This is a genomic window from Paenibacillus chungangensis (assembly GCF_042675905.1).
GTDB lineage: Bacteria > Bacillota > Bacilli > Paenibacillales > Paenibacillaceae > Pristimantibacillus > Pristimantibacillus chungangensis.
Map to the genome: position 1 here is coordinate 216,644 of NZ_JBHTJZ010000009.1, position 25,097 is coordinate 241,740.

At 49.5% G+C, this 25,097-nt stretch carries 30 protein-coding genes; all 30 read left to right on the forward strand.

The window, feature by feature from the left end:
* The first annotated feature begins 48 nt into the window (after nt 1-48).
* The 30 genes from ACFQ2I_RS08785 to ACFQ2I_RS08930 all read left to right on the forward strand — a co-directional run bounded on the left by ACFQ2I_RS08785 (nt 49) and on the right by ACFQ2I_RS08930 (nt 25,086).
* Nucleotides 49-273 (forward strand): flagellar FlbD family protein, encoded by a 225-nt coding sequence (locus ACFQ2I_RS08785; protein ID WP_377563621.1) that lies wholly within the window; start codon nt 49-51, stop codon nt 271-273.
* Nucleotides 273-734, forward strand: a complete 462-nt coding sequence (locus ACFQ2I_RS08790; RefSeq protein ID WP_377563623.1) for a flagellar basal body-associated FliL family protein — start codon at nt 273-275, stop codon at nt 732-734. The genes ACFQ2I_RS08785 and ACFQ2I_RS08790 overlap by 1 nt, the downstream gene beginning before the upstream one ends.
* 45 nt (nt 735-779) lie before the next feature.
* On the forward strand, nt 780-1,781 hold the full coding sequence (fliM, locus tag ACFQ2I_RS08795; RefSeq protein WP_377563624.1) for a flagellar motor switch protein FliM: 1,002 nt from the start codon (nt 780-782) through the stop codon (nt 1,779-1,781).
* Nucleotides 1,771-3,042: a flagellar motor switch phosphatase FliY gene (gene fliY / locus ACFQ2I_RS08800; protein WP_377563625.1), complete on the forward strand. Its 1,272-nt coding sequence runs from the start codon at nt 1,771-1,773 to the stop codon at nt 3,040-3,042. The genes fliM and fliY overlap by 11 nt, the downstream gene beginning before the upstream one ends.
* 20 nt (nt 3,043-3,062) lie before the next feature.
* On the forward strand, nt 3,063-3,425 hold the full coding sequence (locus ACFQ2I_RS08805) for a response regulator (RefSeq protein WP_377563626.1): 363 nt from the start codon (nt 3,063-3,065) through the stop codon (nt 3,423-3,425).
* On the forward strand, nt 3,425-4,087 hold the full coding sequence (locus ACFQ2I_RS08810; RefSeq protein ID WP_377563627.1) for a flagellar biosynthetic protein FliO: 663 nt from the start codon (nt 3,425-3,427) through the stop codon (nt 4,085-4,087). The genes ACFQ2I_RS08805 and ACFQ2I_RS08810 overlap by 1 nt, the downstream gene beginning before the upstream one ends.
* Complete coding sequence (gene fliP, locus ACFQ2I_RS08815) at nt 4,077-4,829, forward strand: flagellar type III secretion system pore protein FliP (RefSeq protein ID WP_377563629.1); 753 nt, start codon at nt 4,077-4,079, stop codon at nt 4,827-4,829. The genes ACFQ2I_RS08810 and fliP overlap by 11 nt, the downstream gene beginning before the upstream one ends.
* 24 nt (nt 4,830-4,853) lie before the next feature.
* A complete protein-coding gene (gene fliQ, locus ACFQ2I_RS08820) occupies nt 4,854-5,123 on the forward strand; it encodes a flagellar biosynthesis protein FliQ (protein ID WP_377563631.1) in 270 nt (89 codons plus the stop codon).
* Nucleotides 5,124-5,134: 11 nt separating this feature from the next.
* On the forward strand, nt 5,135-5,926 hold the full coding sequence (fliR, locus tag ACFQ2I_RS08825) for a flagellar biosynthetic protein FliR (RefSeq protein WP_377563632.1): 792 nt from the start codon (nt 5,135-5,137) through the stop codon (nt 5,924-5,926).
* Between the two features lie 14 nt (nt 5,927-5,940).
* Nucleotides 5,941-7,029 carry a flagellar biosynthesis protein FlhB gene (flhB, locus tag ACFQ2I_RS08830; protein ID WP_377563633.1) on the forward strand — a complete coding sequence of 363 codons (1,089 nt, stop codon included), beginning with the start codon at nt 5,941-5,943 and terminating at the stop codon, nt 7,027-7,029.
* 32 nt (nt 7,030-7,061) lie between these two features.
* Nucleotides 7,062-9,092, forward strand: coding sequence for a flagellar biosynthesis protein FlhA (gene flhA, locus ACFQ2I_RS08835; protein WP_377563635.1), 2,031 nt, complete (start codon nt 7,062-7,064; stop codon nt 9,090-9,092).
* Nucleotides 9,089-10,348, forward strand: a complete 1,260-nt coding sequence (gene flhF / locus ACFQ2I_RS08840) for a flagellar biosynthesis protein FlhF (RefSeq protein ID WP_377563636.1) — start codon at nt 9,089-9,091, stop codon at nt 10,346-10,348. Before flhA ends, flhF begins: the two co-directional genes overlap by 4 nt.
* The gene (locus ACFQ2I_RS08845; RefSeq protein ID WP_377563638.1) at nt 10,341-11,210 is read left to right on the forward strand and encodes a MinD/ParA family protein; all 870 of its coding nucleotides are present in this window, start codon (nt 10,341-10,343) and stop codon (nt 11,208-11,210) included. Before flhF ends, ACFQ2I_RS08845 begins: the two co-directional genes overlap by 8 nt.
* 26 nt (nt 11,211-11,236) lie before the next feature.
* On the forward strand, nt 11,237-12,502 hold the full coding sequence (locus ACFQ2I_RS08850; RefSeq protein ID WP_377563639.1) for a protein-glutamate methylesterase/protein-glutamine glutaminase: 1,266 nt from the start codon (nt 11,237-11,239) through the stop codon (nt 12,500-12,502).
* Nucleotides 12,503-12,540: 38 nt separating this feature from the next.
* Entirely contained in the window at nt 12,541-14,574 is a 2,034-nt protein-coding gene (locus ACFQ2I_RS08855; RefSeq protein ID WP_377563641.1) for a chemotaxis protein CheW, read from the forward strand.
* A 12-nt stretch (nt 14,575-14,586) separates the two neighbouring features.
* Nucleotides 14,587-15,048 (forward strand): chemotaxis protein CheW, encoded by a 462-nt coding sequence (locus ACFQ2I_RS08860; protein ID WP_377563643.1) that lies wholly within the window; start codon nt 14,587-14,589, stop codon nt 15,046-15,048.
* A 3-nt stretch (nt 15,049-15,051) separates the two neighbouring features.
* Complete coding sequence (locus ACFQ2I_RS08865; RefSeq protein WP_377563645.1) at nt 15,052-15,675, forward strand: chemotaxis protein CheC; 624 nt, start codon at nt 15,052-15,054, stop codon at nt 15,673-15,675.
* A complete protein-coding gene (locus ACFQ2I_RS08870; RefSeq protein WP_377563647.1) occupies nt 15,668-16,162 on the forward strand; it encodes a chemotaxis protein CheD in 495 nt (164 codons plus the stop codon). Before ACFQ2I_RS08865 ends, ACFQ2I_RS08870 begins: the two co-directional genes overlap by 8 nt.
* A 2-nt stretch (nt 16,163-16,164) precedes the next feature.
* A complete protein-coding gene (locus ACFQ2I_RS08875; protein WP_377563649.1) occupies nt 16,165-16,605 on the forward strand; it encodes a hypothetical protein in 441 nt (146 codons plus the stop codon).
* A 4-nt stretch (nt 16,606-16,609) separates the two neighbouring features.
* Nucleotides 16,610-17,395, forward strand: a complete 786-nt coding sequence (locus tag ACFQ2I_RS08880) for a FliA/WhiG family RNA polymerase sigma factor (RefSeq protein ID WP_377563651.1) — start codon at nt 16,610-16,612, stop codon at nt 17,393-17,395.
* 14 nt (nt 17,396-17,409) lie between these two features.
* A complete protein-coding gene (locus tag ACFQ2I_RS08885; RefSeq protein WP_377563653.1) occupies nt 17,410-18,816 on the forward strand; it encodes a DUF342 domain-containing protein in 1,407 nt (468 codons plus the stop codon).
* 24 nt (nt 18,817-18,840) lie between these two features.
* Nucleotides 18,841-19,158, forward strand: a complete 318-nt coding sequence (locus tag ACFQ2I_RS08890) for a hypothetical protein (protein ID WP_377563654.1) — start codon at nt 18,841-18,843, stop codon at nt 19,156-19,158.
* A gap of 21 nt (nt 19,159-19,179) precedes the next feature.
* A complete protein-coding gene (locus tag ACFQ2I_RS08895) occupies nt 19,180-19,755 on the forward strand; it encodes a DUF6115 domain-containing protein (RefSeq protein ID WP_377563656.1) in 576 nt (191 codons plus the stop codon).
* Entirely contained in the window at nt 19,748-20,347 is a 600-nt protein-coding gene (locus ACFQ2I_RS08900) for a hypothetical protein (RefSeq protein ID WP_377563658.1), read from the forward strand. Before ACFQ2I_RS08895 ends, ACFQ2I_RS08900 begins: the two co-directional genes overlap by 8 nt.
* Before the next feature lie 181 nt (nt 20,348-20,528).
* Nucleotides 20,529-21,227 carry a 30S ribosomal protein S2 gene (gene rpsB / locus ACFQ2I_RS08905; RefSeq protein WP_377563660.1) on the forward strand — a complete coding sequence of 233 codons (699 nt, stop codon included), beginning with the start codon at nt 20,529-20,531 and terminating at the stop codon, nt 21,225-21,227.
* Between the two features lie 129 nt (nt 21,228-21,356).
* Nucleotides 21,357-22,007, forward strand: coding sequence for a translation elongation factor Ts (gene tsf / locus ACFQ2I_RS08910; protein WP_377563662.1), 651 nt, complete (start codon nt 21,357-21,359; stop codon nt 22,005-22,007).
* Nucleotides 22,008-22,110: 103 nt separating this feature from the next.
* Nucleotides 22,111-22,839 carry a UMP kinase gene (pyrH, locus tag ACFQ2I_RS08915; RefSeq protein ID WP_377563664.1) on the forward strand — a complete coding sequence of 243 codons (729 nt, stop codon included), beginning with the start codon at nt 22,111-22,113 and terminating at the stop codon, nt 22,837-22,839.
* Complete coding sequence (gene frr, locus ACFQ2I_RS08920; protein ID WP_377563666.1) at nt 22,839-23,393, forward strand: ribosome recycling factor; 555 nt, start codon at nt 22,839-22,841, stop codon at nt 23,391-23,393. Before pyrH ends, frr begins: the two co-directional genes overlap by 1 nt.
* Before the next feature lie 106 nt (nt 23,394-23,499).
* Nucleotides 23,500-24,264 carry an isoprenyl transferase gene (locus ACFQ2I_RS08925; RefSeq protein WP_377563668.1) on the forward strand — a complete coding sequence of 255 codons (765 nt, stop codon included), beginning with the start codon at nt 23,500-23,502 and terminating at the stop codon, nt 24,262-24,264.
* Between the two features lie 27 nt (nt 24,265-24,291).
* The gene (locus tag ACFQ2I_RS08930; RefSeq protein WP_377563670.1) at nt 24,292-25,086 is read left to right on the forward strand and encodes a phosphatidate cytidylyltransferase; all 795 of its coding nucleotides are present in this window, start codon (nt 24,292-24,294) and stop codon (nt 25,084-25,086) included.
* Nucleotides 25,087-25,097: the final 11 nt, after the last annotated feature.

Sequence of the window (25,097 nt, forward strand, 5' to 3'; positions counted from 1 at the left end):
TGATATTGGGGGGCGATTCTCGCCCCCCTCAATTGGAGGGGGTAGCTGATGATTACCGTAACGCGTCTGAACGGAAAGAAACTGGTCATCAACGCGCTTCTGATCGAGATGATCGAAGAGGCGGCTGATACGGTCATTACGCTGTCGACCGGCAACAAGCTTGTAGTTAAGGAGAGAGCTTCGGAGCTGATCCAGCTCAATCAACAGTTTCTTCAATCCATCGGGCTCGTTGCCGCGGTTGACAAGAGTGTACAAACGGAGGATCCTGCATAATGAAAAAAATGCTGCCATGGTTAATTACGATATTGCTATCCATTACGCTTATTGCAATAGTAGGCATAATTCTGTTCAAGTCTATGTTCACGGAGACTGCGGACGCCGATAAGCCAGAAACAGTCAAGGTTCAGCAGCTTTCAGCAGACGATCGTGTGGAAGTGACCTCGGAATTGAAAGATTTCCGCAGAAACCTAAAAGACCAGGATTTTCTGGTCATGCTGGACTTCGCATTCCAGCTAGACAGCAAGAAGACGAAGGAAGAATTCGATAAACTGCTAGAAATCGAGATTAGGCCTGTCATCAGCAGGACGGTAGCAGATCTATCAGTCGATGAGCTTAACGGATCAGCCGGTGAAGACGCGCTGGAGACCAAGCTGCTCAATTTGATCAATCCTATGCTGCCGAAGGGAAAGTTAATCAAAGTGGAAATTACGAATTTTCTGCTTTCTGAAATTTAACTGCCATAAACTTTATGCGAATTTCCTCACTAGGAGGTGAGAGATGTGGTTGATGTATTATCGCAGAATGAAATAGACGCTCTGCTCGCTGCGTTGTCTTCCGGTGAGATGGACGCCGAGGATTTGAAGAAGGAAGAGATCTCGCGGAAAGTTAGTGTATATGACTTCAAACGCGCAGTTCGTTTCTCGAAAGATCATATCCGAAGTCTTACTCGTATTCACGAGAACTTCGCGCGATTTTTGACAACCTATTTCTCGGCCCAGCTCCGCACATTCGTTCAAATCAATGTTGTCGATGTCGAGCAACTGCCTTACGACGAGTTTATTCGCTCGATTCCGAAGATGACAATTCTTAACATATTCGAAGCCGAGCCGTTGGAAGGACGGATGGTGCTGGAAGTGCATCCTAACATCGCTTACGCGATGCTGGACCGGATGCTGGGAGGTCCAGGCTCTGCGCCTTCAAAAATTAATAACTTGACGGAAATCGAGACAATTGTCATGGAACGGATCTTCGCTCGAACATTCGACAGTCTGCAAGAAGCGTGGAAGACGATCATAGATATTTCGCCTCGGCTAGAGGCGCTAGAGACGAATCCGCAGTTCATGCAAGTCGTATCGCCGAATGAAACGATTGCATTAATTTCCTTCAGCACCAAGATCGGCGATACGACGGGAATGATTAATTTGTGTATCCCGCATGTTGTGCTGGAGCCGATTATGCCAAAACTATCCGTTCATCATTGGTTTGTATCGCAGAAGAAAGATCGCATTCCGGAAGAAGTCGAAATGCTGGAGCAGCGTGTTCATAAAGCGAAGCTTCCTATTATTGCGGAGCTTGGAGAGACTTCCATTACCATTAATGAGTTTCTTGGTCTAACGGTTGGCGATGTTCTCATATTGGACAAACCTGTTGAAGAAGGATTGAAAATAAAGGTTGGAGATAAGCTGAAATTTATCGGCAGCCCTGGATCAGTTAAAGATAAGCTGGCCATACAAGTTGACCAGATCGTAAGCGAAGGAGCGGAAGAAGACTATGACGAGTAAAGACTATTTGTCGCAAGAGGAAATTGACGCCTTGCTTCGTCAATCCTCCAATGAGCCCGATGAAGTGCCGGCTCCTGCCAATGAAGTACAACTTTCGGATTATTTGTCGTCTATCGAACAAGATGCGTTAGGTGAGATCGGCAACATTACCTTCGGGAGCGCTGCGACCGCATTGTCCACCTTGCTGGGCAAGAAGGTCGACATTACCACACCTCAGGTTTCACTGATCCGGAGGGAGGAGCTTGGGGACGTCTTTCCCAAGCCCCACGTCGCTGTAACTGTACAGTATGTGGACGGATTTGAAGGCATTAATTCTCTGGTCATTCGCACGAAGGATGCCCAAGTTATTGCGGACTTGATGCTGGGCGGAGAAGGAAATATTACCGTCGAAGAATTGAACGAGATACATATTAGCGCTGTTCAGGAAGCGATGAACCAAATGATGGGCTCGTCGGCTACTTCCATGTCGACGATCTTCAACCGTTTTGTCAACATTTCTCCGCCGGGCATCAACATATTGGATGTTAGCAGCGGTGATGGCGTGAGTGATTTGCCGCCAGTGGATGTTTTCATTAAAGTGTCATTCCATCTCACAATCGGTGATCTGATCGATTCTACGATTATGCAGTTGCTGCCTGTATCGTTCGCCAAGCAGATGGTTGCAACGCTGATGGGCGAGGATGCATCTGATGCATTGCCGTCCCAAGAGGCTGTGCAGGAGCAGGAGCCTGCCCCTCAGCTTACGTCACAGCAGGCTTCACCAGCGACCCAGCCAGCAGCTGAACAGCAATCGTATATGCAGCAAGCCGCTGCCGAACAGGCGGCTGCCGCGTCAATGAACGTGCCGCCATCGATGCCGATGGGACAAATGCCCCCTCAGCATTACGATATGGCCTCGTTCAATTCCACTGCAGGGGTTCCGCAAGGGATGAATCGGAATGTGAATGTGCAGCCTGTACAATTCGCGAATTTCAATTCTTCGCCTTATATGCAAGGAGACGGAACAAATCTGAATTTATTGCTCGACATCCCGCTCAAAGTCACTGTAGAATTAGGAAGGACCCAGAAGCAGATTAAAGATATTCTGGAGCTCTCGCAAGGCTCAATCATCGAATTGGACAAGCTGGCTGGCGAACCGGTAGATATTCTGGTCAACAGCAAGCTGATTGCAAAAGGCGAAGTCGTCGTAATCGATGAGAACTTTGGCGTACGTGTGACAGATATCGTCAGCCAATGGGATCGAATTCAAAAATTACAATAACACCCTGGGAGGAAATGAAGATGGCAAACCGCATACTTATCGTAGACGACGCAGCTTTTATGCGTATGATGATTCGCGATATTTTAACTAAAAACGGCTATGAGGTCGTTGGAGAAGCGCAAGACGGTTCGCAAGCGGTTGAAAAATTCAAGGAGCTTAAGCCAGATCTGGTGACGATGGACATTACGATGCCGGAGATGGACGGTATTACAGCTTTGAAAGAAATCAAACAACTGGATGCCAGCGCGAAAGTAATTATGTGCTCCGCGATGGGGCAGCAGGCTATGGTAATCGATGCTATCCAAGCAGGCGCAAAGGATTTTATCGTGAAGCCGTTCCAATCCGATCGCGTTATTGAAGCGATCAAGAAGACGTTGGGCTAATGATACATCGCTTTAAATATTTCTCCCGTGTCGCAGCCGCATCATTGGCTTTGCTGCCGTTCCTGCCTGTCCGTCTATGGGCAACAGGATTCGGCGGCGGCGCGACCGAAGACGAGCAATTGAAGCCGATTAGCGAACCGGGGGATTTGCTGGGAAGCTTGGTATGGGTTATGGTCAGTTTGGCCATTGTTATTGTTCTAGTCGTTTTTGCCATGAAGTGGCTCTCCAGACGCAACAGAATTTGGGGGGCGAACCGCTCCCTTCGCTCGCTGGGCGGAATATCACTTGGTCAGAGCCACTCTCTACAAGTAGTAGAGCTGTCAGGGCGCATCTATATCGTTGGAGTCGGTGAAGACGTCACTTTGCTGGACAAATTGGACGATCCTGATCAAGTTGCTGAGATTGTCGCTGCAATGGAACAGCAACATGATGGCGGCTGGCTGCCCACCGATTGGGGAGATAAATTGAGGAAGTTGCGTACAGGTGGTCGTGGGAATGACTCACAGGGCTCAGACCTGGACCAAGACGGACGGAGTGAAGCCGATTCCTTCCAGCAGATGTTGCAGAAGAAGTTAATGAAGCAAGCCGATCGCAAGCAGCAGCTCGAGAGCATGCTACAAGACAAAACAAGAGATGAACGGTTGATGGAAGATGAGAAATAAGTTGCTGTCATTTATCATAGTCGCTCTATTAAGTTTAATGCTGCCGAGTGGAGCATTCGCTACTTCTCTGCCTGACGTTCAAATTAATATCGGCGATGGCGGCGGCGAATCGCCGGGGACGAGCGCACTGTCCATATTATTGCTAATTACGGTATTAAGCATTGCGCCTGCCATTCTGGTTTTGATGACCAGTTTCACGCGCATCGTCATCGTGCTGGGATTTGTCAGGACATCTCTCGGAACGCAGCAGATGCCTCCGAATCAGGTGTTGATTGGACTGGCTATGTTTCTGACCTTTTTCATTATGGCCCCTACGTTCGGCCAAGTGAACGAAGTAGCTTTGCAGCCTTATTTGAAGGGAGAGATTTCACAGACAGAAGCATTTGAGCAAGCAGCCGTACCAATGAAGAAGTTCATGTTCTCCCATACAAGGGAGAAGGATTTGCTGCTATTTATGAACTACACAAAGACGGAGAAGCCGGCATCCTATGAGGACATTCCATTGACCGTTCTTATACCGGCATATGCAATCAGCGAGTTGAAGACGGCTTTCCAGATGGGCTTTATGATATTCATACCTTTCCTCGTGATCGATATGATCGTATCCAGCACGCTCATGGCGATGGGAATGATGATGCTTCCGCCCATTATGATCTCGTTGCCGTTCAAGCTGCTGCTGTTCATACTCGTCGATGGGTGGTATCTAATTGTCAAATCCCTGCTGCTTAGCTTCAACATATGAGGAACCTAAAGAGGAGGAAGAGGAATGAGTGCCGACTTCATCATCGGCCTGGCCGGTGAGGCTGTATATACGGTACTGAAAGCCAGTGCTCCCATGCTTGTGCTTGCTCTGGTTGTTGGTCTGCTCGTCAGCGTGTTTCAAGCGACAACCCAAATCCAGGAGCAGACGCTCGCGTTCGTTCCGAAGATTGTGGCTGTCTTTATTTCCATCATCATATTCGGTCCATGGATACTGAATACGGTTGTCGATTTCACCTACCAATTGCTGAACAATCTTCATAATTACATCGGTTAGGTTGTGGATGAATGAATGCAATCGTACAAGGCTTTCCTATTTTTTTGCTAATCTTTTGTCGAATTACGGCTTTTTTCGTCGTTGTACCCGTGTTTTCTTCCAGAGGAGTCCCTAACGTATTCAAGATTGGCTTGAGCTTCTTTATCACATTAATTGTCTTCTTGACTTATGGCTTCGAGCAGACGATGGTTCCGAACGCAGAATATGTACTTGTTCTCCTACGCGAAATACTAATCGGCCTGTTGCTGGGATTTATCGTTTACTTATTTTTTGCGGTAGTACAGACCGCCGGGGCATTCATGGATCTACAGATTGGTTTCGCAATGGCGAATGTCGTAGATCCCCATACCGGAGCCTCTGCTCCGCTTTTGGGTTATTTCAAATATATGTTGATGATGCTCGTTTTTCTGATGATGAACGGTCACCACTACTTGCTTGGGGGCTTGATGTACAGCTATGAATGGATGCCCTTGTCCAACGAACTGTTCCAACGGATGATGAGCGGCAGCGTTACCGATTATTTGGTGCGTGTGTTCAGCAATACGTTTCTGCTGGCTGTACAGGTCGCGGCTCCCCTTGTCGTTGCTATGTTCCTGACGGACGTGGGGCTTGGCTTCTTGACTAAGACAGCACCGCAATTCAATGTATTTGTCATTGGCATACCGCTCAAGATCATTGTAGGCTTGTTTCTGCTCTTCCTACTTATGCCCGGCATGGCAATATTGTTCGAGAAGTTGTTTTCGATCCTGTTTCAGTCACTAGAGCAACTCATGGGAATTGTTCAAGGATCGCCTGGCGCTTGATAGGAGGGTGGTACATGCAAGCATACAGATTTAGGCTGGATCTGCAGTTGTTCAACCAGGAAAAGACGGAGAAGGCTACCCCGAAGAAGAGACAGGAATCAAGGAAGAAAGGGCAAGTTGCTAAATCTGCCGATTTGCCGGGCGCATTTATCCTTCTGTTCGTGTTTGCTTCATTCTTTATGCTTGGCGGATACTATCGTCAGCATATATTCGGATTATTTCATAGCCTGTTTGAAGATTGGCTGCTGTTGCAAGTTACGCCTCAGAATATGATGAACTTGTTAATGAATGTATTAATGAAGTGTTTGATTATGCTCATTCCCATTTTCGCCATTGTTATGGTTATAGGAGTAGTAGGCAATGTTGTGCAATTTGGTTTTCTGTTCACGGGAGAGCCGCTGAAGATGCAATTGAAGAAGTTGAATCCAATAGAGGGCTTTAAGCGGATTTTTTCCATGCGAAGCCTTGTCGAATTTTTAAAGAGTATTTTGAAAGTTGCAATAATTGCTATTTTAGTTTATGTCACGGTTATAAATGAGTGGGATAACTTGCTAGTGCTTTCCATGCAGCCGATCGAGCGGATATTCTCCTTTGCCGCAGGGTTGACCGTGAAGCTGGGAATATTGATCGGAGCCGTGCTTGCAGTGCTTGCCTACTTCGATTATATGTACCAGCGTTACGAGCATGAGAAGAGCATCAAGATGTCCAAGCAGGATATTAAGGACGAGTACAAAAAAACGGAAGGCGATCCGCTGATCAAAAGTCGCATTCGCGAGCGGCAGCGGAAGATGGCGCTTCAACGCATGATGCAGGAGGTACCCAAAGCTGATGTCGTTATTACGAACCCGACTCACTTCGCTATAGCACTTAAGTATGATGTGGAGAAGATGGATGCGCCAACAATTGTGGCAAAGGGTATGGATCACGTCGCCTTAAGAATTAAGGAAATTGCCAAGGAGCATGGCGTCATAACGATGGAAAATAAGCCGCTGGCCAGAGCGTTGTACGAACGGGCCGAAATCGGTGATACAATACCGGGCGATCTGTTCCAAGCTGTGGCTGAAGTGCTGGCATATGTATATAAAATGAAGGGTCGAGTATAAGTTTACATAAACGTGCGGGAGGAGGCACTCTCATGAAAGCAAGGGATTTAATTGTAATCATCGGAATCATTGGCATCGTACTTATGATGATTATTCCCATCCCGATCTTTCTCATCGATATTCTTCTTATCCTTAATATCTCGCTCGCACTGACGATCTTGTTAGTGGCTATGAATACGAGGGAAGCGCTGGACTTCTCCATATTTCCCGCCATATTGCTTATCACAACGCTATTCCGGCTGGCGTTAAGCGTCTCAACGACCAGGAGCATTCTGAAAAATGCAGAGGCTGGCGAAGTTATAGACACTTTTGGGAAATGGGTAGGCGGCGGTGAAGTCATTATCGGATTCATCGTCTTCCTCATCCTTGTGCTCGTGCAGTTCATCGTCATTACGAAAGGCTCGGAACGAGTAGCGGAGGTTGCAGCCAGATTCACGCTGGATGCGATGCCGGGCAAACAGATGAGTATCGATGCTGATCTGAATTCGGGTCTAATCAACGAAGCACAGGCAAAGGAGCGCCGTTCCAAAATTGAAAGGGAGGCGGACTTCTATGGCGCGATGGACGGCGCTAGTAAATTCGTCAAAGGCGATGCCATTGCGACGATTATTATTCTAATCATAAACCTGATCGGTGGATTTGTCGTCGGTATGGCCATTCACGGCATGGGCTTCCAGGAAGCTATGGAGAGATTCTCGATTCTGACGATTGGTGACGGTCTTGTCGCGCAAATTCCCGCATTGTTAATCTCCACCTCTGCAGGTCTGATCGTGACGCGCTCGGCGTCCAAGGGCAATCTGGCGGAGGATTTGAGCGGACAGCTGCTCAAGTTCCCGAAGATGCTCTATGTTGCTGCTGGCGCGATTGCTATGCTTGGATTGACGCCGATTGGTATTCTGCGCACATGGCCGTTCGCGATTTTATTCGCCATCGGTGCATGGTTCATGCAACGTACATTCGAGAAGCAGCAGGAGCAAGAAGAATTGCTTGTGGAAGAGCAGCAGATTGAAGAAGTTCGTAGTCCGGAAAGCGTCGTTAGCCTGCTACAGGTCGATCCCATCGAGTTCGAATTCGGCTACGGCTTGATTCCGCTAGCAGACACTTCTCAAGGAGGCGACTTGCTGGATCGAATCATTATGATTCGTCGACAATGTGCGCTGGAGCTCGGGCTTGTCGTGCCGGTCATTCGGATCAGGGACAATATTCAATTGAAGCCGAATGAGTATGTGATTAAGATCAAGGGCAATACGGTAGCGCGCGGCGATCTGCTGCTGAATCATTACTTAGCCATGAGTCCAGGCTTCGAGGACGATTCAATCGTAGGCATTGAGACGATGGAACCCGCATTCGGGCTACCGGCGATCTGGATTGATGAACAGATGAAGGAGAGAGCGGAGCTGTCGGGTTATACGGTAGTCGATCCGCCGTCGGTGGTCGCTACACACTTGACGGAGATCGTCAAGCGTCATGCGCATGAACTAATCGGTCGTCAGGAAGCGAAGATGCTTGTCGAGAATGTGAAGGAATCTTATCCTGCGCTAGTTGAAGAATTAATTCCATCCATCTTGACAGTTGGCGATGTGCAGAAGGTGCTGGCGAAGCTGCTGAAGGAGAAAATATCCATACGCGATCTGGTCACGATATTCGAAGCGCTGGCTGATCACGGCAGCTACACGAAGGATCACGATATATTGACGGAGTATGTGCGTCAAGCACTCTCACGCCAAATAACCCAGCAGTATTCCGTAGAGGGGGATACGCTCAGGGTCATCACGATCGGGCCCGCTCTGGAGAAGAAAATTGCAGAGTCGGTGCAGCAGTCGGAGCAAGGCAGCTACATCGCATTAGACCCAGTCTCAACCCAGCAAGTATATCAACGGCTAAGCGACCAGGTGAACCGCCAAATACAATCGGGTGGTCAGCCTATCGTGCTGACTTCGCCGACGATACGGATGTACTTGAGACAAATCATTGAGAGAACGATGCAGGATGTGCCTGTATTGTCTTACAGCGAGCTGGAACCGAGCATTGAAGTACAAAGCGTCGGGGTGGTCAATCTATGAGAATGAAGCGATATATCGTGAATGCACTTCCTGAAGCAGTGGCCATGATTCGTACCGATCTTGGCCATGACGCTGTCATATTGGAAACGAAGGCCATACATGTGGGCGGGTTCATGGGCATGTTCCGCAAGAAAAAGATGGAAGTGATTGCAGCAGTCGAAGGAGGCTCCGGGAAAGCGCCTGCCAAGTCGAAGCAGGTGCCCGCGCAGGATGTAGGAGCGGCTCTGCAACAATTGCTACAGCAATCCTCCAAAGGCGCCACTGTTGCCTCTTCCCCTCCGAACACTTCCGAGACAACGATAGCGCCGGCTGCTCATACCGGCTCACAGTCGTCCGAGTCGTTCCCTGCGAGGAAGGCATCGCTCAAAGAAGAGAAAGAGCAATTCATTATTGACGAAATCAGGGAGCTTCGCGAGTATATGAAGAAGCTCTCCAAAGGCGGAGCGTTCGCAAACACACACACCGAGTCTATAGTTGCTCTGCAAGAACGTCTGTTGGATCAGGAAGTAGAGCAGCGCTGGATCGACGAATTGACAGAATCGTTGCTGCAAGAAGAGCAGTTACGCGGAGAGAGCTTGTCTCATAGGGAGGTGTGGGCGCTCGCTTACGATTGGTTCTCTTCGAGGCTGAAGCCATATTCGGACGAAGGTATACGGAAGGATACGCGTGTCATTCAATTCGTAGGACCTACCGGTGTCGGCAAGACGACTACGATCGCCAAGCTTGCGGCAGAACAGTCCATCAAGCACGGACGCAAGATCGGATTCATTACTTCCGATACATATCGGATTGCCGCAGTGGATCAGCTGCGCACTTACGCGAACATATTGGATGCACCGATGGAAGTGGCATTCTCTCCAGCTGATCTGACCAAGGCTTACAAAGCTTTGGCGGACCGAGATTTAATATTAATGGATACCGCAGGACGCAATTATCGCAGTGAGCTCCATGTCTCTGAAGTGAATAGTCTGCTGTATAACAGTGAACAAAGCGAGACCGTACTGGTGCTTAGCATGACTGGAAAATCCAAAGATATGGCGCTTCTGGCTGACCGATTCAAAAAATACGGTATACGAAAAGTCATTTTTACGAAGTGTGATGAGACGGTTGTATATGGTGCGATATTCAATCTTGTGATGGAATATCAATTGTTGCCGACACATATTGCAAGCGGACAGACCGTTCCGGACGACATCGCGCCGTTCCGTAGCCAGAATTACATTGAAATGCTGCTGGGAGCGGCTGACCATGAATGACCAGGCTGATGCGCTGCGCCATCTCATTCGACAACAAGAGAATTTACGGAATCAAAAAATGACGCGTGTGGTCACTGTTACTAGCGGCAAGGGAGGGGTGGGAAAATCCAATTTCAGTTTGAACTTTGCTTTATCTTTGCAGAAGCTCGGCTGCAAGGTGTTAGTGTTCGATGCGGATATTGGCATGGCCAATATCGATGTGTTGATGGGAGTTACCTCCAGCTACAACCTGTATCACTTGATGAAGCAAGATAAAACGATATGGGATATCATCCAGCTTGGCCCGCAAGGCATCCACTATATAGCTGGAGGTTCGGGCGTAGCGGAATTGCTGTATCTGTCTGATCGCGAGCTGGAACGGTTCGAGGAGGAAATCGGTAAGCTGCATGGTGAATACGATGTTATCTTGTTCGATACGGGGGCTGGTCTCTCGAAGGAGACGGTCAAGTTCATTACGGCGGCCGAGCAGACGATCGTCGTAACTACGCCGGAACCGACGTCCATTACGGATGCATACGCACTAATCAAGATGGTTAAAGGAATGGAGCCTCAGGTTTCTTTTCGATTAATTGTTAACCGGGCTTCCAACAGGAGAGAAGGAACGGAGACGGCAGAGAAGATCGCACTTGTAGCGAGACGCTTCCTGCAATGTGATTTGCCTTCTCTTGGTATTATTCCTGATGATGCGTCGGTCTCGAAAGCGGTCAAGCGGCAAAAGCCGTTCACGCTGCTTTTTCCAGATTGCGCAGCCTCAGCGTCGGTTATGAGCATTGCCAGAGCATTTCTAGAAGTTCCGCAGGCCGCGGCTTCCGCAGGCGGCGTCAAAGGATTCCTTCATAAATTATTCAGTCGTTCAAGATAATCCTTTGAAAGGAAGGGGGCAGGCAAATGGGGCTCCATCGTGTATTAGTTGTAGATGATTCCGCGTTCATGCGGAAAATTATTAGCGACCTCATCACGCAAGATAGCGCATTTACCATTGTGGCGACTGCAGTTAACGGCGCGGAAGCTGTATCAGCTGCAGCGAAGTACAAGCCGGATGTCATTACGATGGATCTGGAAATGCCGATAATGAACGGTATTGAGGCGTTGGGATTAATTATGAGGCGGACGCCGACTCCGATCATTATGCTATCTGGTATTAGCGAGGCCAACACCAGGGAGACAATCAAGGCGCTTCAATACGGTGCGTTCGATTTCATCCGCAAACCTACGAGTGCAACATCGGGAGATATTGGGAAAGTGGGAGAACTGCTGCTCGACAAGCTTCGGGCCGCCGTATCAGCGAAGAAGGAGACGCAGATATCAACTTCCGAGACGGGGCAACCTGCTCAACCTGAGAAGTCGCTCGCACCGCGAATACCGGCAGATACGCCTTCGCGTCAAGAACGCAACGCTGCGTCACAGAGCTCGTCCGCAGGAAGCAAGGAGCGAATACCGCCAGCGGCGGCAGCACCTGCGAAGAAGCTCGAACCGGCAAGGAAAGCCGCGGCGCCAACACGGGAAAAGGCGGAACGGCTGGAAAGCGGCAAAGCTGCAGCTGGGACGAGTGCACCACAATTGAAGGGAAAGGCGTTCCATCATATTGTTGCCATTGGGACATCGACAGGGGGGCCGCGAGCGCTGCACGAAGTGATCAGCACCTTGCCTGCAGATTTGCCTTCGCCTGTTCTCGTGGTGCAGCACATGCCTCCCAAGTTCACAAGATCGCTGGCGCAGCGGCTGGACAGCTTCAGTGCGCTGCGCGTCATCGAAGCAGAGGATGGGATGAAGCTTTGCCGCGGCACGGTATACATTGCTCCTGGGGGACACCACCTGAAGCTGGGCAGACATGGGAGCGATTATGTCGTTCAGCTGTCGGACGAGCCGGCGCGCAACGGTCATCGGCCTTCCGTCGATGTGATGTTCGAGTCGTTGGCGCCTTGCAATGAGCTGGCAAGGCATGCGGTTATCATGACGGGGATGGGGAGTGACGGAGCGAAGGGGATGAAGCTACTGGCAGACGAAGGAGCCGTCACGACAATCGCCGAATCGGAACAGACTTGCGTCGTATACGGTATGCCGAGGTCGGCGGTCGAGAATGGATCGGTTCAGAGGATCGTTCCCCTGCACGAGATTGCCTCGGAGATCGTTCAAGCGGTCATGAAACCTTAAGCAGGAGATGCTATTATTCCAACAGGAGGTGCAAGCGAATGGATATGAATGCTTACTTGTCTATGTTTATCGACGAATCAAACGATCATCTGCAAGCGCTGAATGAGAATATGCTTAAGCTGGAGAGCGATCCGGAGGATCTCTCACTCGTACAATCCATCTTCCGATCCGCCCACACGCTTAAAGGGATGTCGGCTACTATGGGCTTTGAGGATCTGGCTTCTCTCACGCATGAAATGGAGAATGTACTGGATCTGGTTCGCAACAGTAAGCTCAGTATGGATGGCTTTATCTTTGATACGTTGTTCAAAGGGCTGGATGCGCTGGAAGCAATGGTGCAAGACATTATTAACGGCGGTACAGGGAAGTCCGATGTGACGACAATCGTACAGTCTCTTCAATCTATCCTGAAGGGAGATTACAAGGTCGACGGAGGGAGCGCAACATTATCCGCTGATCAGAGCACTGCCGGCGAATCGGCCTTGCTGGATCAATTCCAGGCCTCTGTCTTGCAGCAATCCATGGAAAGCGGGCATAAAGCTTATTACATAAAAGTGACGGTTACCGAAAATTGCGTACTAAAAGCCGCAAGAGCTTATATGGTGTTCGACGTGCTTGAGCGTAGCGGTGAAGTCATCAAGTCGGAACCTTCCGTTCAAGATTTGGAGCAGGAGAAGTTCGACCAGTCATTCACGGTGTTCATCGTTACGACAGCTTCCGAAGAAGAGCTGACAAGTAAAATTATGAGCATCTCGGAAATCGAATCGGCGCAGCTCACGCTTCTGGATATGGAATCGTTGTCTTCATTGTCGGCGGCGCCAGCGGCCGCGGCAGTAGAGACGGCGCCAAAGGTGCAAACGGCAACGCAGTCTGAGAACGGACGCGGAGCGAACAGCGATAAGAAGAGCTCTACTGCAGTAGCCTCCCGAACGATACGTGTAGATATTGAACGATTAGATACGCTAATGAATCTGTTCAGCGAGATGCTAATCGATAGAGTGCGTCTGGAGCAGCTGGCAAGTGAAATCAAGCGTGCGGAATTGACGGAGACGGTTGAACATATGTCCAGAGTAAGCTCCGACTTGCAAAACATTGTGCTTAAACTTCGCATGGTGCCTGTTGATTCCGTATTCAATCGCTTCCCTCGCATGGTCCGGGATTTGGCGAAATCGTTAGATAAGAAGATCGAGCTCGTCATTACTGGCGCGGATACGGAGCTGGACAGAACGGTTATCGATGAAATCGGCGATCCACTCGTGCACTTGCTTCGGAATTCAGTCGACCACGGGATTGAGACCGTACAGGAACGTATTGCTGCCGGCAAGTCGGAGACGGGCACGGTTCACCTGCGGGCGTTCCATAGCGGCAATCATGTGTTCATCGAAGTGGAAGAAGACGGTAGAGGCATTAACGGCGAGAAGGTGCTTGGCATTGCCGTCAAAAATGGCGTGCTGACTAAGGAGGAAGGGAAGAAGCTGACGCAAGACGAGATGAATATGCTCATCTTCGCTCCTGGATTCAGTACGGCGGATAAAGTGTCGGATATTTCTGGACGTGGCGTAGGCCTGGACGTCGTTCGAACGAAGATTACATCGCTGGGCGGGAATGTGACGGTGACCTCTGCGATGGGGAAGGGAACGAAGTTCTCGGTGCAGTTGCCGTTGACTCTGTCCATCATCTCTGCGATGTTAATCAAGCTTGGCTCCGAGAAATATGCAGTCCCTCTCTCTTCGATCGTGGAGACGGGAATTATTAAACGCTCTTCTATTCTTGTCGTGCACGGCAACCGAATGATCCGTTTCCGGGACGCCATAATACCGCTTGTGTCCTTGAGTCAAGTTCTGGAGTCGCCCGACTACGATGACAGTGAAGAAGAGGAGACGGAGATCATCGTCATTCAGAAAGGCGATAAGTGGGCTGCCGTTACGGTCGACGACTTCATCGGACAAAGCGAGATCGTTTTGAAGTCGCTTGGCAAGTATTTGACCAATACGCATGCGATATCCGGCGCAACCATATTGGGCGATGGACAAGTGGCGTTAATTGTTGATCCTAATGCGTTAATTAAATAGGGGGGTTGCAACATGGGAGAAGAATTGAAGGTTATCGTATTCGGTCTGGGCAATGAGGAGTACGGCATTGAAGTGGACAAGGTGCGTACGATCGAGAGGATGTGTCCGATTACGCGTGTGCCGAAGACGCCGTCCTTTATCAAAGGGGTTATCAATCTTAGAGGGGTTGTCGTGCCAGTCATTGATCTTCGTGGAAGATTCAATCTGGCCGAGACGGAGTTGACCGACAATTCCCGCATAATCGTCGTAGCCGTCGCCGATATGGAGGTAGGGTTTATCGTTGATTCTGCGAACGATGTGACAGATATCGATACCGACGAGATCGATTCCCCTCCGGAAATCATAGGAGGCATTAAGGCGAAGTACTTGCGTGGCATTGCCAAACTGAACGAGGATAAGTTACTTATCATGTTGAATCTATCCGAAGTGCTGAATAAGGATGAGATTATCCAGCTAGAGGGTCTGGAGGTATAGAATGTGACTGATTTACATCGACTTCAGGCGTTTGAACTGGATGTATTGAAGGAAGTGGGGAACATCGGCGCAGGCAATGCCGCCACGGCATTGTCCAAGCTGCTCGATAAGCCGGTCGATATGGCTGTTCCGAAGGTCAGCCTATTGCCATTCGAGGAAGTGGCTGAACTGGTCGGCGGCTCTGAGCAGATTGTTATTGCCATCTTCCTGCGGGTTGAAGGCGATGCGCCTGGCAATATGTTTTATATTATACAAGAGCAATCCGTCAACCGAATGCTGAAACAGCTGTTGTCCATCGACCATCAGGAGGGGGATACCTATTCCGAAATGGAGCTATCCGCGCTGTGTGAGATCGGCAATATTCTTGCAGGCTCATACTTGTCGTCACTGGCGGATTTCACCCGGCTTCTTATGTTCCCTTCCGTGCCGGCAGTCGCTCATGATATGGCGGGCGCTATTCTCAGCTATGGCTTGATGCAATATGGGGAGATGGGAGATTCGGCGCTTTTGATAGAAACACAGTTTCAAGAAGAGTGTCATTCCTTGAAGGGTCATTTCTTCCTCATACCGGATCCTGATTCATTCCGGAAAATATTCAAAGCTCTGGGAGTCGGTTCCGATGATTGATCAACTGCTTGTTAAGGTAGGAATGGCTGATCTGAATATTGCTTGCGACGGCGCACAGCTGAAGACGACGGGACTGGGCTCTTGTGTGGGGCTTACGTTGTTCGATCCGCTAGAGCGAATCGGCGGGATGGCGCATGTGATGCTTCCTTCTTCGGAGATCGCCCGGGAGGCAAAGGTGAACCTTGCCAAGTATGCCGATACCGCCATACCGGAATTGTTAGAACGTATGATTGCCGCGGGAGCGAAGAGAGAACGGCTCAAGGCGAAGATGGCCGGCGGCGCGCAAATGTTCGCAATGTCGAGTCAATCGGACACGCTGAGAATCGGACCTCGCAATGTAGAATCCTGTACATCAATTCTGAGCGCCTATCATATTCCGATCTTGTCGAGAGATACGGGCGGAAGTTTTGGAAGAACGATAGAATTGGACAGCAGTAACGGTATACTGCGGATTAAGAGCATGCAATATGGAGTAAAGGAGATTTAAAAATGCTGGGATCGTGGCGATGGAATGTCGGTTTTGGGCTGTTGGGAACGCTGCTTATCATCATATTCTCGATGAACAGCAATCCGATGTCCGTTGTGCTGCTTCGTAGCTTATATGCTTTCGTTTCTTTTTTTGTCTTGGCGTTCGCCGCTCGCGCTGCGCTCGCAGCTATATTAAAGCCTCCTGCTATGATAGTCAACGCGGAGGAGCGTCAAGCAGACAACGGTTCGCAGCTTGATCTAACAACTCCTGACGAATCCGAAGATTTGAACGATATGCTTAAGGCTCAGCTTCAAGGCGATGCGAACCATTCTGGCAAGGATAACGCGCTTGCTGTTCAATCGTCTCAGTTCAAGCCGCTTAATCCGCCGCAATTCGTATCCGCCGATGATAATCAGCCAGAACATTTGGCGAAAGCACTACGTCATCTAACAGGAGAGTGAGTCGATGGCAGAGCTAAAAACGCCTCATTTGACAAACATCCAGATGTGGCAAGCATGGAAGGAACACGGTGAGATCGAAGCAAAGAAAGGGCTTATTGAGCATTACTTGCCTCTGGTTGATTATGTAACAAACCGTATGGCGATAGGTCTGCCCAAAAACGTACTGAGGGACGATCTGGCCAGTAACGGCGTAATGGGTCTGATCGATGCGATCGAGAAATTCGATTATTTGCGAGGTCTGCAGTTCGAGACTTATGCTTCTTGGCGGATCCGAGGCGCTATTATTGACGGCTTGCGTCAAGGAGACTGGGTCCCCCGATCGGTGAGGGAGAAGGCCAAGCGAGTGGAGGATGCCTACCAACTGTTGGAGCAGCAATATATGCGGACGGTAACGGATACGGAAATAAGTCAGTATCTAGGCGTTAGCGAGCGTGAATTTGCTACGATGCTTCAAGATATATCCGTTGCGACGATATGCTCGCTGGAGGATCCCATCCGTGAAGAAGAGACGGAGACGCGTCTGTCTCTGCTTATTGATGACAAGGCCAAAAATCCAGACTACAAGGTGCATGAGTATTATTTAAAGGAATCGCTTGCGAAGGGTATTGAACGATTGACTGAGAAGGAACGAATTGTCGTATCGCTCTTTTATTATGAAGAGCTTTCTCTTAGCGAGATCGCTGAAGTCATGTCACTTTCACCGTCGAGAATTTCCCAATTGCACTCTAAGGCGATTCTAAGGCTAAGGGGTGTATTGGCTAAACATAAAGAACAATTACTGCAGCACTAGAAAGGAGGAGAAGGATGGACAATTTCCAATTGGACTCATACCTGCGTGTACAGACATCACCGGATAAGCTGTCTGCCTTTATAACATTTGCCCGAATGACTGAAGATTTTGCCTGCACACCGGAAGAACTGGGGCGTTTCCTGCGCAGCAAAGGGATTGTCCATGGTCTTCATACCGAGGTTCTAGAACAAATATGCCTTAACCCGCTCGCCTATTGCAAAGAACAGACATTGATAGCTCAAGGACAAAGCCCCAAGCCGGGAAGAAACGGTTCAATATCCTTCGTATATGATAAGAATGCCGACACTGGCGCTCTTGCCCAGGATGAACATGGTAAAGTGGACTTAAAACAGGTTACCAAACTAAACAACGTCAATCGGGGACAGTTGCTCGCCGAGCTGCTGACACCTACTGCAGGCCCAGTAGGTCACACGGTGACCGGCGAGGAGCTTGAGCCGGTCATGGGCAAGCCGGCACACTTTAAAATTGGCAAAAATGTTGTCATGAATGGGGAAGGCACGGCGTTGTATGCGGCGATCGATGGTCTTGTTGCGATTACGGAAAAAGGGAAAATTAATGTATTCCCGGTGTATGAGGTGAACGGCGACGTCGATTATAGTGTCGGGAACATTGATTTCGTAGGGACTGTCGTCATTCGCGGCAACGTATTAAGCGGCTTCAAGATTCATGCAACGGGAGACATTCGTGTCGTAGGTGGAGTGGAGGGAGCCGAGCTGGCGTCTAATGGCTCCATCGAAATTACCGGAGGCATTATGGCGGGCGGTAAGGGCAGCGTCAAGGCTGCAGGTGACGTACGTTGCTCATTCATCCAGGAAGGCAATGTGATTGCAAGTGGAAATATTGTCGTGAGTCAAAGTATTATGCACGCTAACGTGAAAGCAGGTGGAAGCGTTATCTGCTCCGGAGCCAAAGGATTGATTGTTGGCGGCGTCATCCAAGCCGGAACAAGCGTACAGGCCCGTATGATCGGCAATTCCATGTCCACCGCTACCTTCGTGGAGGTTGGAGTCAATCCGGAGTTGCGGGACGAACTGCAGGAGCTGCGTCAATCTATTAAAAACACTTACGACAGCTTGGACAAAACCGAAAAAGCGCTCATTATTTTAAATACGATGGCGGCTTCGGGCCAACTGACGCCGGACCGGTTGGCCATGCGAGTGAAGCTGAATGCTACGAAGCGACAAGCGAATGTCGAGCTTGGCGAGGCGAAGGAGCGGATGTTGGACATTGAGAAAATGCTGGAGGACACAGGCCGTTCGAAAGTGGACGTCAGCGGGACGGTATATGGAGGCACCAAAATAGTTATTGGACGATACACAAAGTTCGTGAAGGATGCGACGCAAAGGGTTTCCTTTCAATATATGGAAGGCGATATTGCGATTGTTCCTTACTCGCCATAACGAACAAAGGGGTGATTATGCCGTATGACATTCAAATCACTGGATCTGCAAATGTCTATCCCGCGAACGCAGGAGATGGGCAACATGCAGCAGCAGGCAATGCAGCGCCCGGTTACGGAGCAGACTCTGCTTGAAAATCAGTCTGCCAAGAAAACAGAAGAGCAGCGTGCCCAGAATGCGGCGGTGGAGGGAGCCTCCAAAGCGATGGTTCATACGAACGGCGAAGGTGCTGACCAGCATCATTCTAACAAGGACAGCAAGCGTCAACACGAAAACGAGGAAGTCGATAGCGACACGCCGGCTCATCCTTACAAAGGTCATCATCTTGATATTACTTTATAACGAAAGAAAGGCGGCTGGACTATGGGGCCATGGCAAATGATTGTACTTCTCGGGGCGGTTATCCTGGTTGCCGCATTTCTGATCCCAGGCAAAAAGGGGCGGTCTGCTGAACAAGGGGGTTCACTCCAAAACATGGAAATCGCCTTGGAGCAATTCATGGAAAACATGGAGAAGGATAATAGCGAGTTCATGCAGCTTCTCGCCGATTCCGGAAAGGCCGCTGCCGAAAGGGAAAAGCTCTATGAAACGCGTATTGTTCAATTAGAGCGAACTTGCTCGCAGCTGGAACTGCAGCTTCAATCGCTACGCACCGTTAATCCGATTGCGGCGCAAGTACCCGCTGCAGCAAGCTTACAGGTACAGGCGGAACCAAAGGCTGGCAGCATATCTCCCAATAATGCCGAGATTGCTGTCGGGGATTCCGATGCTTCCGATGCCGCCGCATCTACAACGATCAATGCGCGATACGCACCGCTATTGGAGCTTCATCGCAACGGCAAGTCGCTTGAAGCGATAGCAAGACGCATGGAGATGAATAAAGGTGAAGTTCAGCTCATCTTGCAGCTGGCCAAGCAGGAGGAGGCTATACGTGCTTGACAAACGTTCCTTGCTCATCGGGCTTGGCGTTGGCATTATTCTCGGCGCATCCCTCTATCAATTGTTCTCAATCGGCGAGATCAATCAAGAGAAGCTTGGCAGAGTCGGCATAGATCAGTCTGCGGAAGCGAGTCCCTCAACAGCAGAGGAGGCAGGCAATGAGAGGGATCAGCCATCTGGCGAAGAGGGACCGAAGCAAGAAGAAGCCGTACAAGACGATCCCAAAGACGAGAAGTTGCCGCCCGCTGAGCAATCCTTAATCGACAATTCAGATGGCGATAACGCAATTAGACACGATGAAGCAGAGGGAGTGACAGACGATAACGAATCGACGTTGACCGCCAACGAGCGTGTGATCCGCATCGAGCCCGGATTCAATTTGACGGAAACAGCGAATTTGCTCGCTTCATCGGGGGCTATTGATAATGCTGCCGCTTTTATTAACGAGATGAAAAAACAAAATAAAATGGTTCGAGCAGGTTATTTTTTATTTTCCGAGGCAACCAGCATTAAGGAGGCCGTCAAAATCGTTACGAGCGAACCGCTTCCTCCCAAGACGGCGCAACAGCTCTTGCAAGATTTCAAACCTTAAACATACCCTCAGATTTACGATGTAACAGTTGCTTCAATGAGACAGATATGATATATTAGTTGACGGTGTTAAAAACGCACGCTGGTCAATTTTCTCAAGGGTGCTTTCGCCAGGCGAAAGTTTTGAGAAAAGATGCGACGGGCGGAGGAGCACACAAAAACCAATCAGGAGGTGTTGAAGAATGGCGGTTATTTCCATGAAACAGCTATTGGAAGCTGGGGTGCACTTCGGTCATCAGACTCGTCGTTGGAACCCGAAGATGGATCGTTATATCTTCACAGAAAGAAACGGAATTTACATTATCGATTTACAAAAAACAGTGAAAAAGGTTGACGAGGCTTATAACTTCGTGAAATCCATCGCTGAAGAAGGCGGCACTGTCCTGTTCGTAGGAACCAAGAAGCAAGCTCAAGATTCTGTAAAAGAAGAAGCGGAGCGTTGTGGCAATTTCTACATCAACCAGCGTTGGCTGGGTGGCACACTGACCAACTTCCAAACAATCCAAAAGCGTATTGATCGTCTGAAAACACTGGAGAAGTGGGAAGAAGACGGTACTTTCGAGGTTCTGCCTAAGAAAGAGGTTATCATTCTCCGCAAGGAGAAAGACCGTCTGGAGAAATTCCTGGGCGGCATCAAAGGCATGAACGGCCTGCCAAGCGCGCTGTTCATTATTGATCCTCGCAAAGAGCGCATTGCGGTTGCAGAAGCTCGCAAGCTGGGCATCCCTATCGTAGGCATCGTTGACACGAACTGCGATCCGGACGAAATCGACTACGTTATTCCTGGCAATGACGATGCGATCCGTGCGGTTAAGCTGCTCACTTCCAAAATGGCCGATGCAATTGTGGAAGCGAACCAAGGAGAGCAAACAACTGCTTAATTCCAACTTGCATATTTGTTTATGAAAACAAAGGGTGGTCAGATGGTGAAAACCTCTCGCTGCCCTTTTTTTGACCAAAGGTATTCCGGATAAAACATAGCTAAGACTTAATAATTAGGAGGGTTTATTATGGCGGTTAATGCGAGCGCGGTAAAGGAACTACGTGAGAAAACAGGTGCAGGCATGCTGGATTGCAAAAAAGCGCTAGAGGAGACAAACGGCGATATTGAGAAAGCGGTTGATGTCCTTCGCGAGAAAGGGCTTGCAGCTGCAGCGAAGAAAGCTGGCCGTATCGCTACTGAAGGCGTTGTTGAATCTTACATTCATGCTGGCGGCCGCATCGGCGTCATCGTGGAGATCAACTGCGAGACAGACTTCGTTGCAAAAACAGAGCAATTCCGTGCATTCACGAAAGATATTGCTATGCAGATTGCAGCAGCAAATCCGAAATACGTTCGTCGTGAAGAAGTTCCTGCAGATGAGCTGGAGAGAGAACGCGAAATTCTGAAGGCGCAAGCTCTGAACGAAGGTAAACCTGAAAAAATCATTGAAAAAATGGTTGAAGGACGCGTGTCTAAATACTATGAAGAGTTCTGTCTGATGGAGCAATCCTTTATTAAAGATCCGGACAAAACAATCTCCGAAATGCTGAACGAAAAAATCAGTAAAATCGGCGAGAACATCTCCATCCGCCGCTTCGTTCGCTACGAACTTGGCGAAGGTCTGGAGAAAAAAGAAGATAATTTCGTTGAAGAGGTTATGGCTCAAGCGAAACTTTAATCCGAACGCTAGCGGCGGGGCGGGGCGTTCGCCCCGCCCCGTCTGTGTGCGGCAACATAATTGATTGACCTCGTGCGCGAGGTGAAAGATGGAGGTATAAACGTTGGAACAGCCTGTATTTAAACGCATCATATTGAAGGTCAGCGGCGAGTCATTGTCCGGTCAAGAAGGTTATGGAATTGAAGCTTCAGTGATTTCCTCCATTGCGGAGCAAGTAAAGGAAGTCGTTCAACTGGGAGTAGAGGTCGCAATCGTCGTAGGCGGGGGCAATATATGGCGAGGCATCGCCGGAACGGCCAAGGGCATCGATCGAGCGACCGCGGACTATATGGGCATGCTTGCAACCGTGATGAACTCGCTCGCGCTTCAAGACGCGCTTGAGCAAATTGATGTGCCAACACGCGTACAAACATCAATTGCCATGCAGCAAATCGCTGAGCCGTATATTCGGCGCCGCGCGATTCGACATCTAGAGAAAGGCCGTGTTGTCATCTTCGCAGCAGGCACAGGCAATCCATACTTCTCGACGGACACGACTGCCGCTCTAAGGGCAGCCGAGATCGAAGCCGAAGTTATCCTGATGGCGAAGAACAAGGTGGACGGCGTATATTCTGCAGATCCATTCAAGGACAGTGCAGCTGAGAAGTATGAGGAATTGACGTATCTGGATGTGTTGAACCGTAATCTGGGTGTGATGGATTCCACTGCATCTTCATTGTGCATGGACAATAATATTCCGTTAATCGTATTCGCCATTACGGAGCAAGGCAATATTAAACGGGTTGTACAAGGTGAAAAAATCGGAACGATAGTGAGAGGAAGTGCTAAGTAATGCCACAAGCGATCAAGAAGAACGCCGAAGAGCGGATGGAAAAAGCAATATCGGCACTGAAGCGCGATCTGGCCACATTGAGAGCGGGTAAAGCAAGTCCCTCCTTGCTGGATCGGATTCAAGTGGAATATTATGGAGCGATGACCCCGCTTAATCAGCTTGCCAACATTAATACGCCGGATGCGCGTACGTTGTTCATCCAGCCTTGGGACAAGTCGTCGTTAGGCGCTATCGAGAAAGCGATTCTGAAGTCGGATATTGGGCTTTCGCCTTCCAATGATGGGGACGTCATTCGTATCTCTGTGCCGCCACTGACGGAAGAGCGTCGCAGCGAGCTGGTGAAGTCTTCCAAGAAGTATGGCGAGGATGCCAAGGTGGCGATTCGCAATATACGTCGCGACGCCAACGATGATGTGAAGAAGCTTGAGAAAACGGATATTTCCGAAGATGAATCTCGTCGTCATCAGGAAGATATTCAGAAATCGACCGATAAGTTTATTGCCGAGGTAGAGAAAGTTATCTCTGCCAAGGAGAAAGAAATTATGGAAGTTTAATTGCGGTAATCGCAATGAAAACGACAGGCGACCCCTCCGATAGGTGGGGTTCCTTTATACCACATAGCGTTAACCGTTTAAACTTGTTTGGTTGGGAGGAAGTTAGATGATCAAGCGACTTTGGGCCAAACTGGGAAAGGCGACCTTGCCCTCTGCTGACTCGGAAGCGTTCGATAACGTGCCCCGGCACGTTGCCATCATTATGGACGGGAACGGGCGATGGGCGAAAAATCGCGGATTGCCTCGAATGGCTGGTCATCACTCCGGCATGAAGACGGTAAAGCGCATCACGATGGCAGCGGAACGAATAGGAGTTAAGTATTTAACGTTGTATGCCTTTTCGACCGAAAACTGGAAGCGGCCTAGAGCGGAAGTCGATTTTCTGATGAAGCTGCCTGAGCAATTTCTAGAAGTTGAGTTGAAGGACTTAATGGCCAACAATGTCCAGGTTCGCATGATGGGCTACAGGGAAGATCTTCCACCCCATACCTTGAAGGCTGTAGAAGAAGCGATTGAACGAACGGCGAAGAACACTGGACTCGTACTTAATTTTGCCCTTAATTATGGTAGCAGGAAAGAAATGCTTGAAGCCATTAAAGAGATAGCTATCGATGTCAAGCGAGGAGAGCTTGCGCCTGAGGCGATTGACGATAGGCTCATGCATTCACGATTGCTGACAAGCGATATCCCGGATCCGGATCTACTGATTCGTACGAGCGGGGAATTGCGATTAAGCAATTTCATGTTATGGCAGCTGGCATACAGCGAGCTGTGGTTTACGGATGTGTACTGGCCGGAATTTACGGAAGAGCATTTTCATGAAGCCATTCAAGAGTACCGGAGAAGAGCGCGCAGGTACGGTGGTTTGTAGCTTCAATACACGGAGTGTGACGAATAAGTGAAACAAAGACTAATTACCGGCATTGTAGCAGGAGCCTTTTTCTTGGCCATTATGGTTGCAGGGGGCTCGTATTATGATACTTTGCTAATTGTATTGGCTATGATTGGATTCAGGGAGTACGTGAAGATGAACGGCGTCCCTCTGCTGCATCCCGCTTCGTTGCTTGGCTTTGCCGGCATTCTTTATATTGTGCCTCCGTGGGCCGGCTGGGGAGTGGAGCTGCCGTCGTTGCTAACGATGATCTGGCTGCTTGCGTTCTTCTTGCTGGCTATTACTGTTGTGACGAAGAATGCCATGACAATTGACGGCGCCGCTCTTATGCTGCTTGGCGCAATCTATGTTGGCGTGGGCTTCTCCGCGATGATAGAGGTGAGGGGAATGTCACCGGACGGATTGTTCTGGACGTTCCTGTCCTTCAGCTGCATATGGGCTTCTGATATAGGCGCTTATTTCGTAGGACGAGCTATAGGCAGACGTAAACTATGGCCGTCCATTAGCCCCAACAAGACGGTAGAAGGAGCGCTGGGCGGGGTGCTTCTGTCGTTGCTCGTCGCAGTGTGCTTCGCCCTGTCTGCCCCTGAGACGCTCTCGCTCGGTCATGCGGTTCTTATCGGATTGTTAGCGGCTGTGGCGGGCCAATTCGGAGATCTGATCCAATCGGCTTACAAGCGGGTTCGGGGTATTAAGGATACCGGCGCTATATTGCCGGGGCACGGCGGCGTGTTGGATCGTTGCGATAGCTGGATCATCGTATTTCCTCTGCTGCTGTTATGTTCGCTTATACCGTCATAAGATCAGGGGCT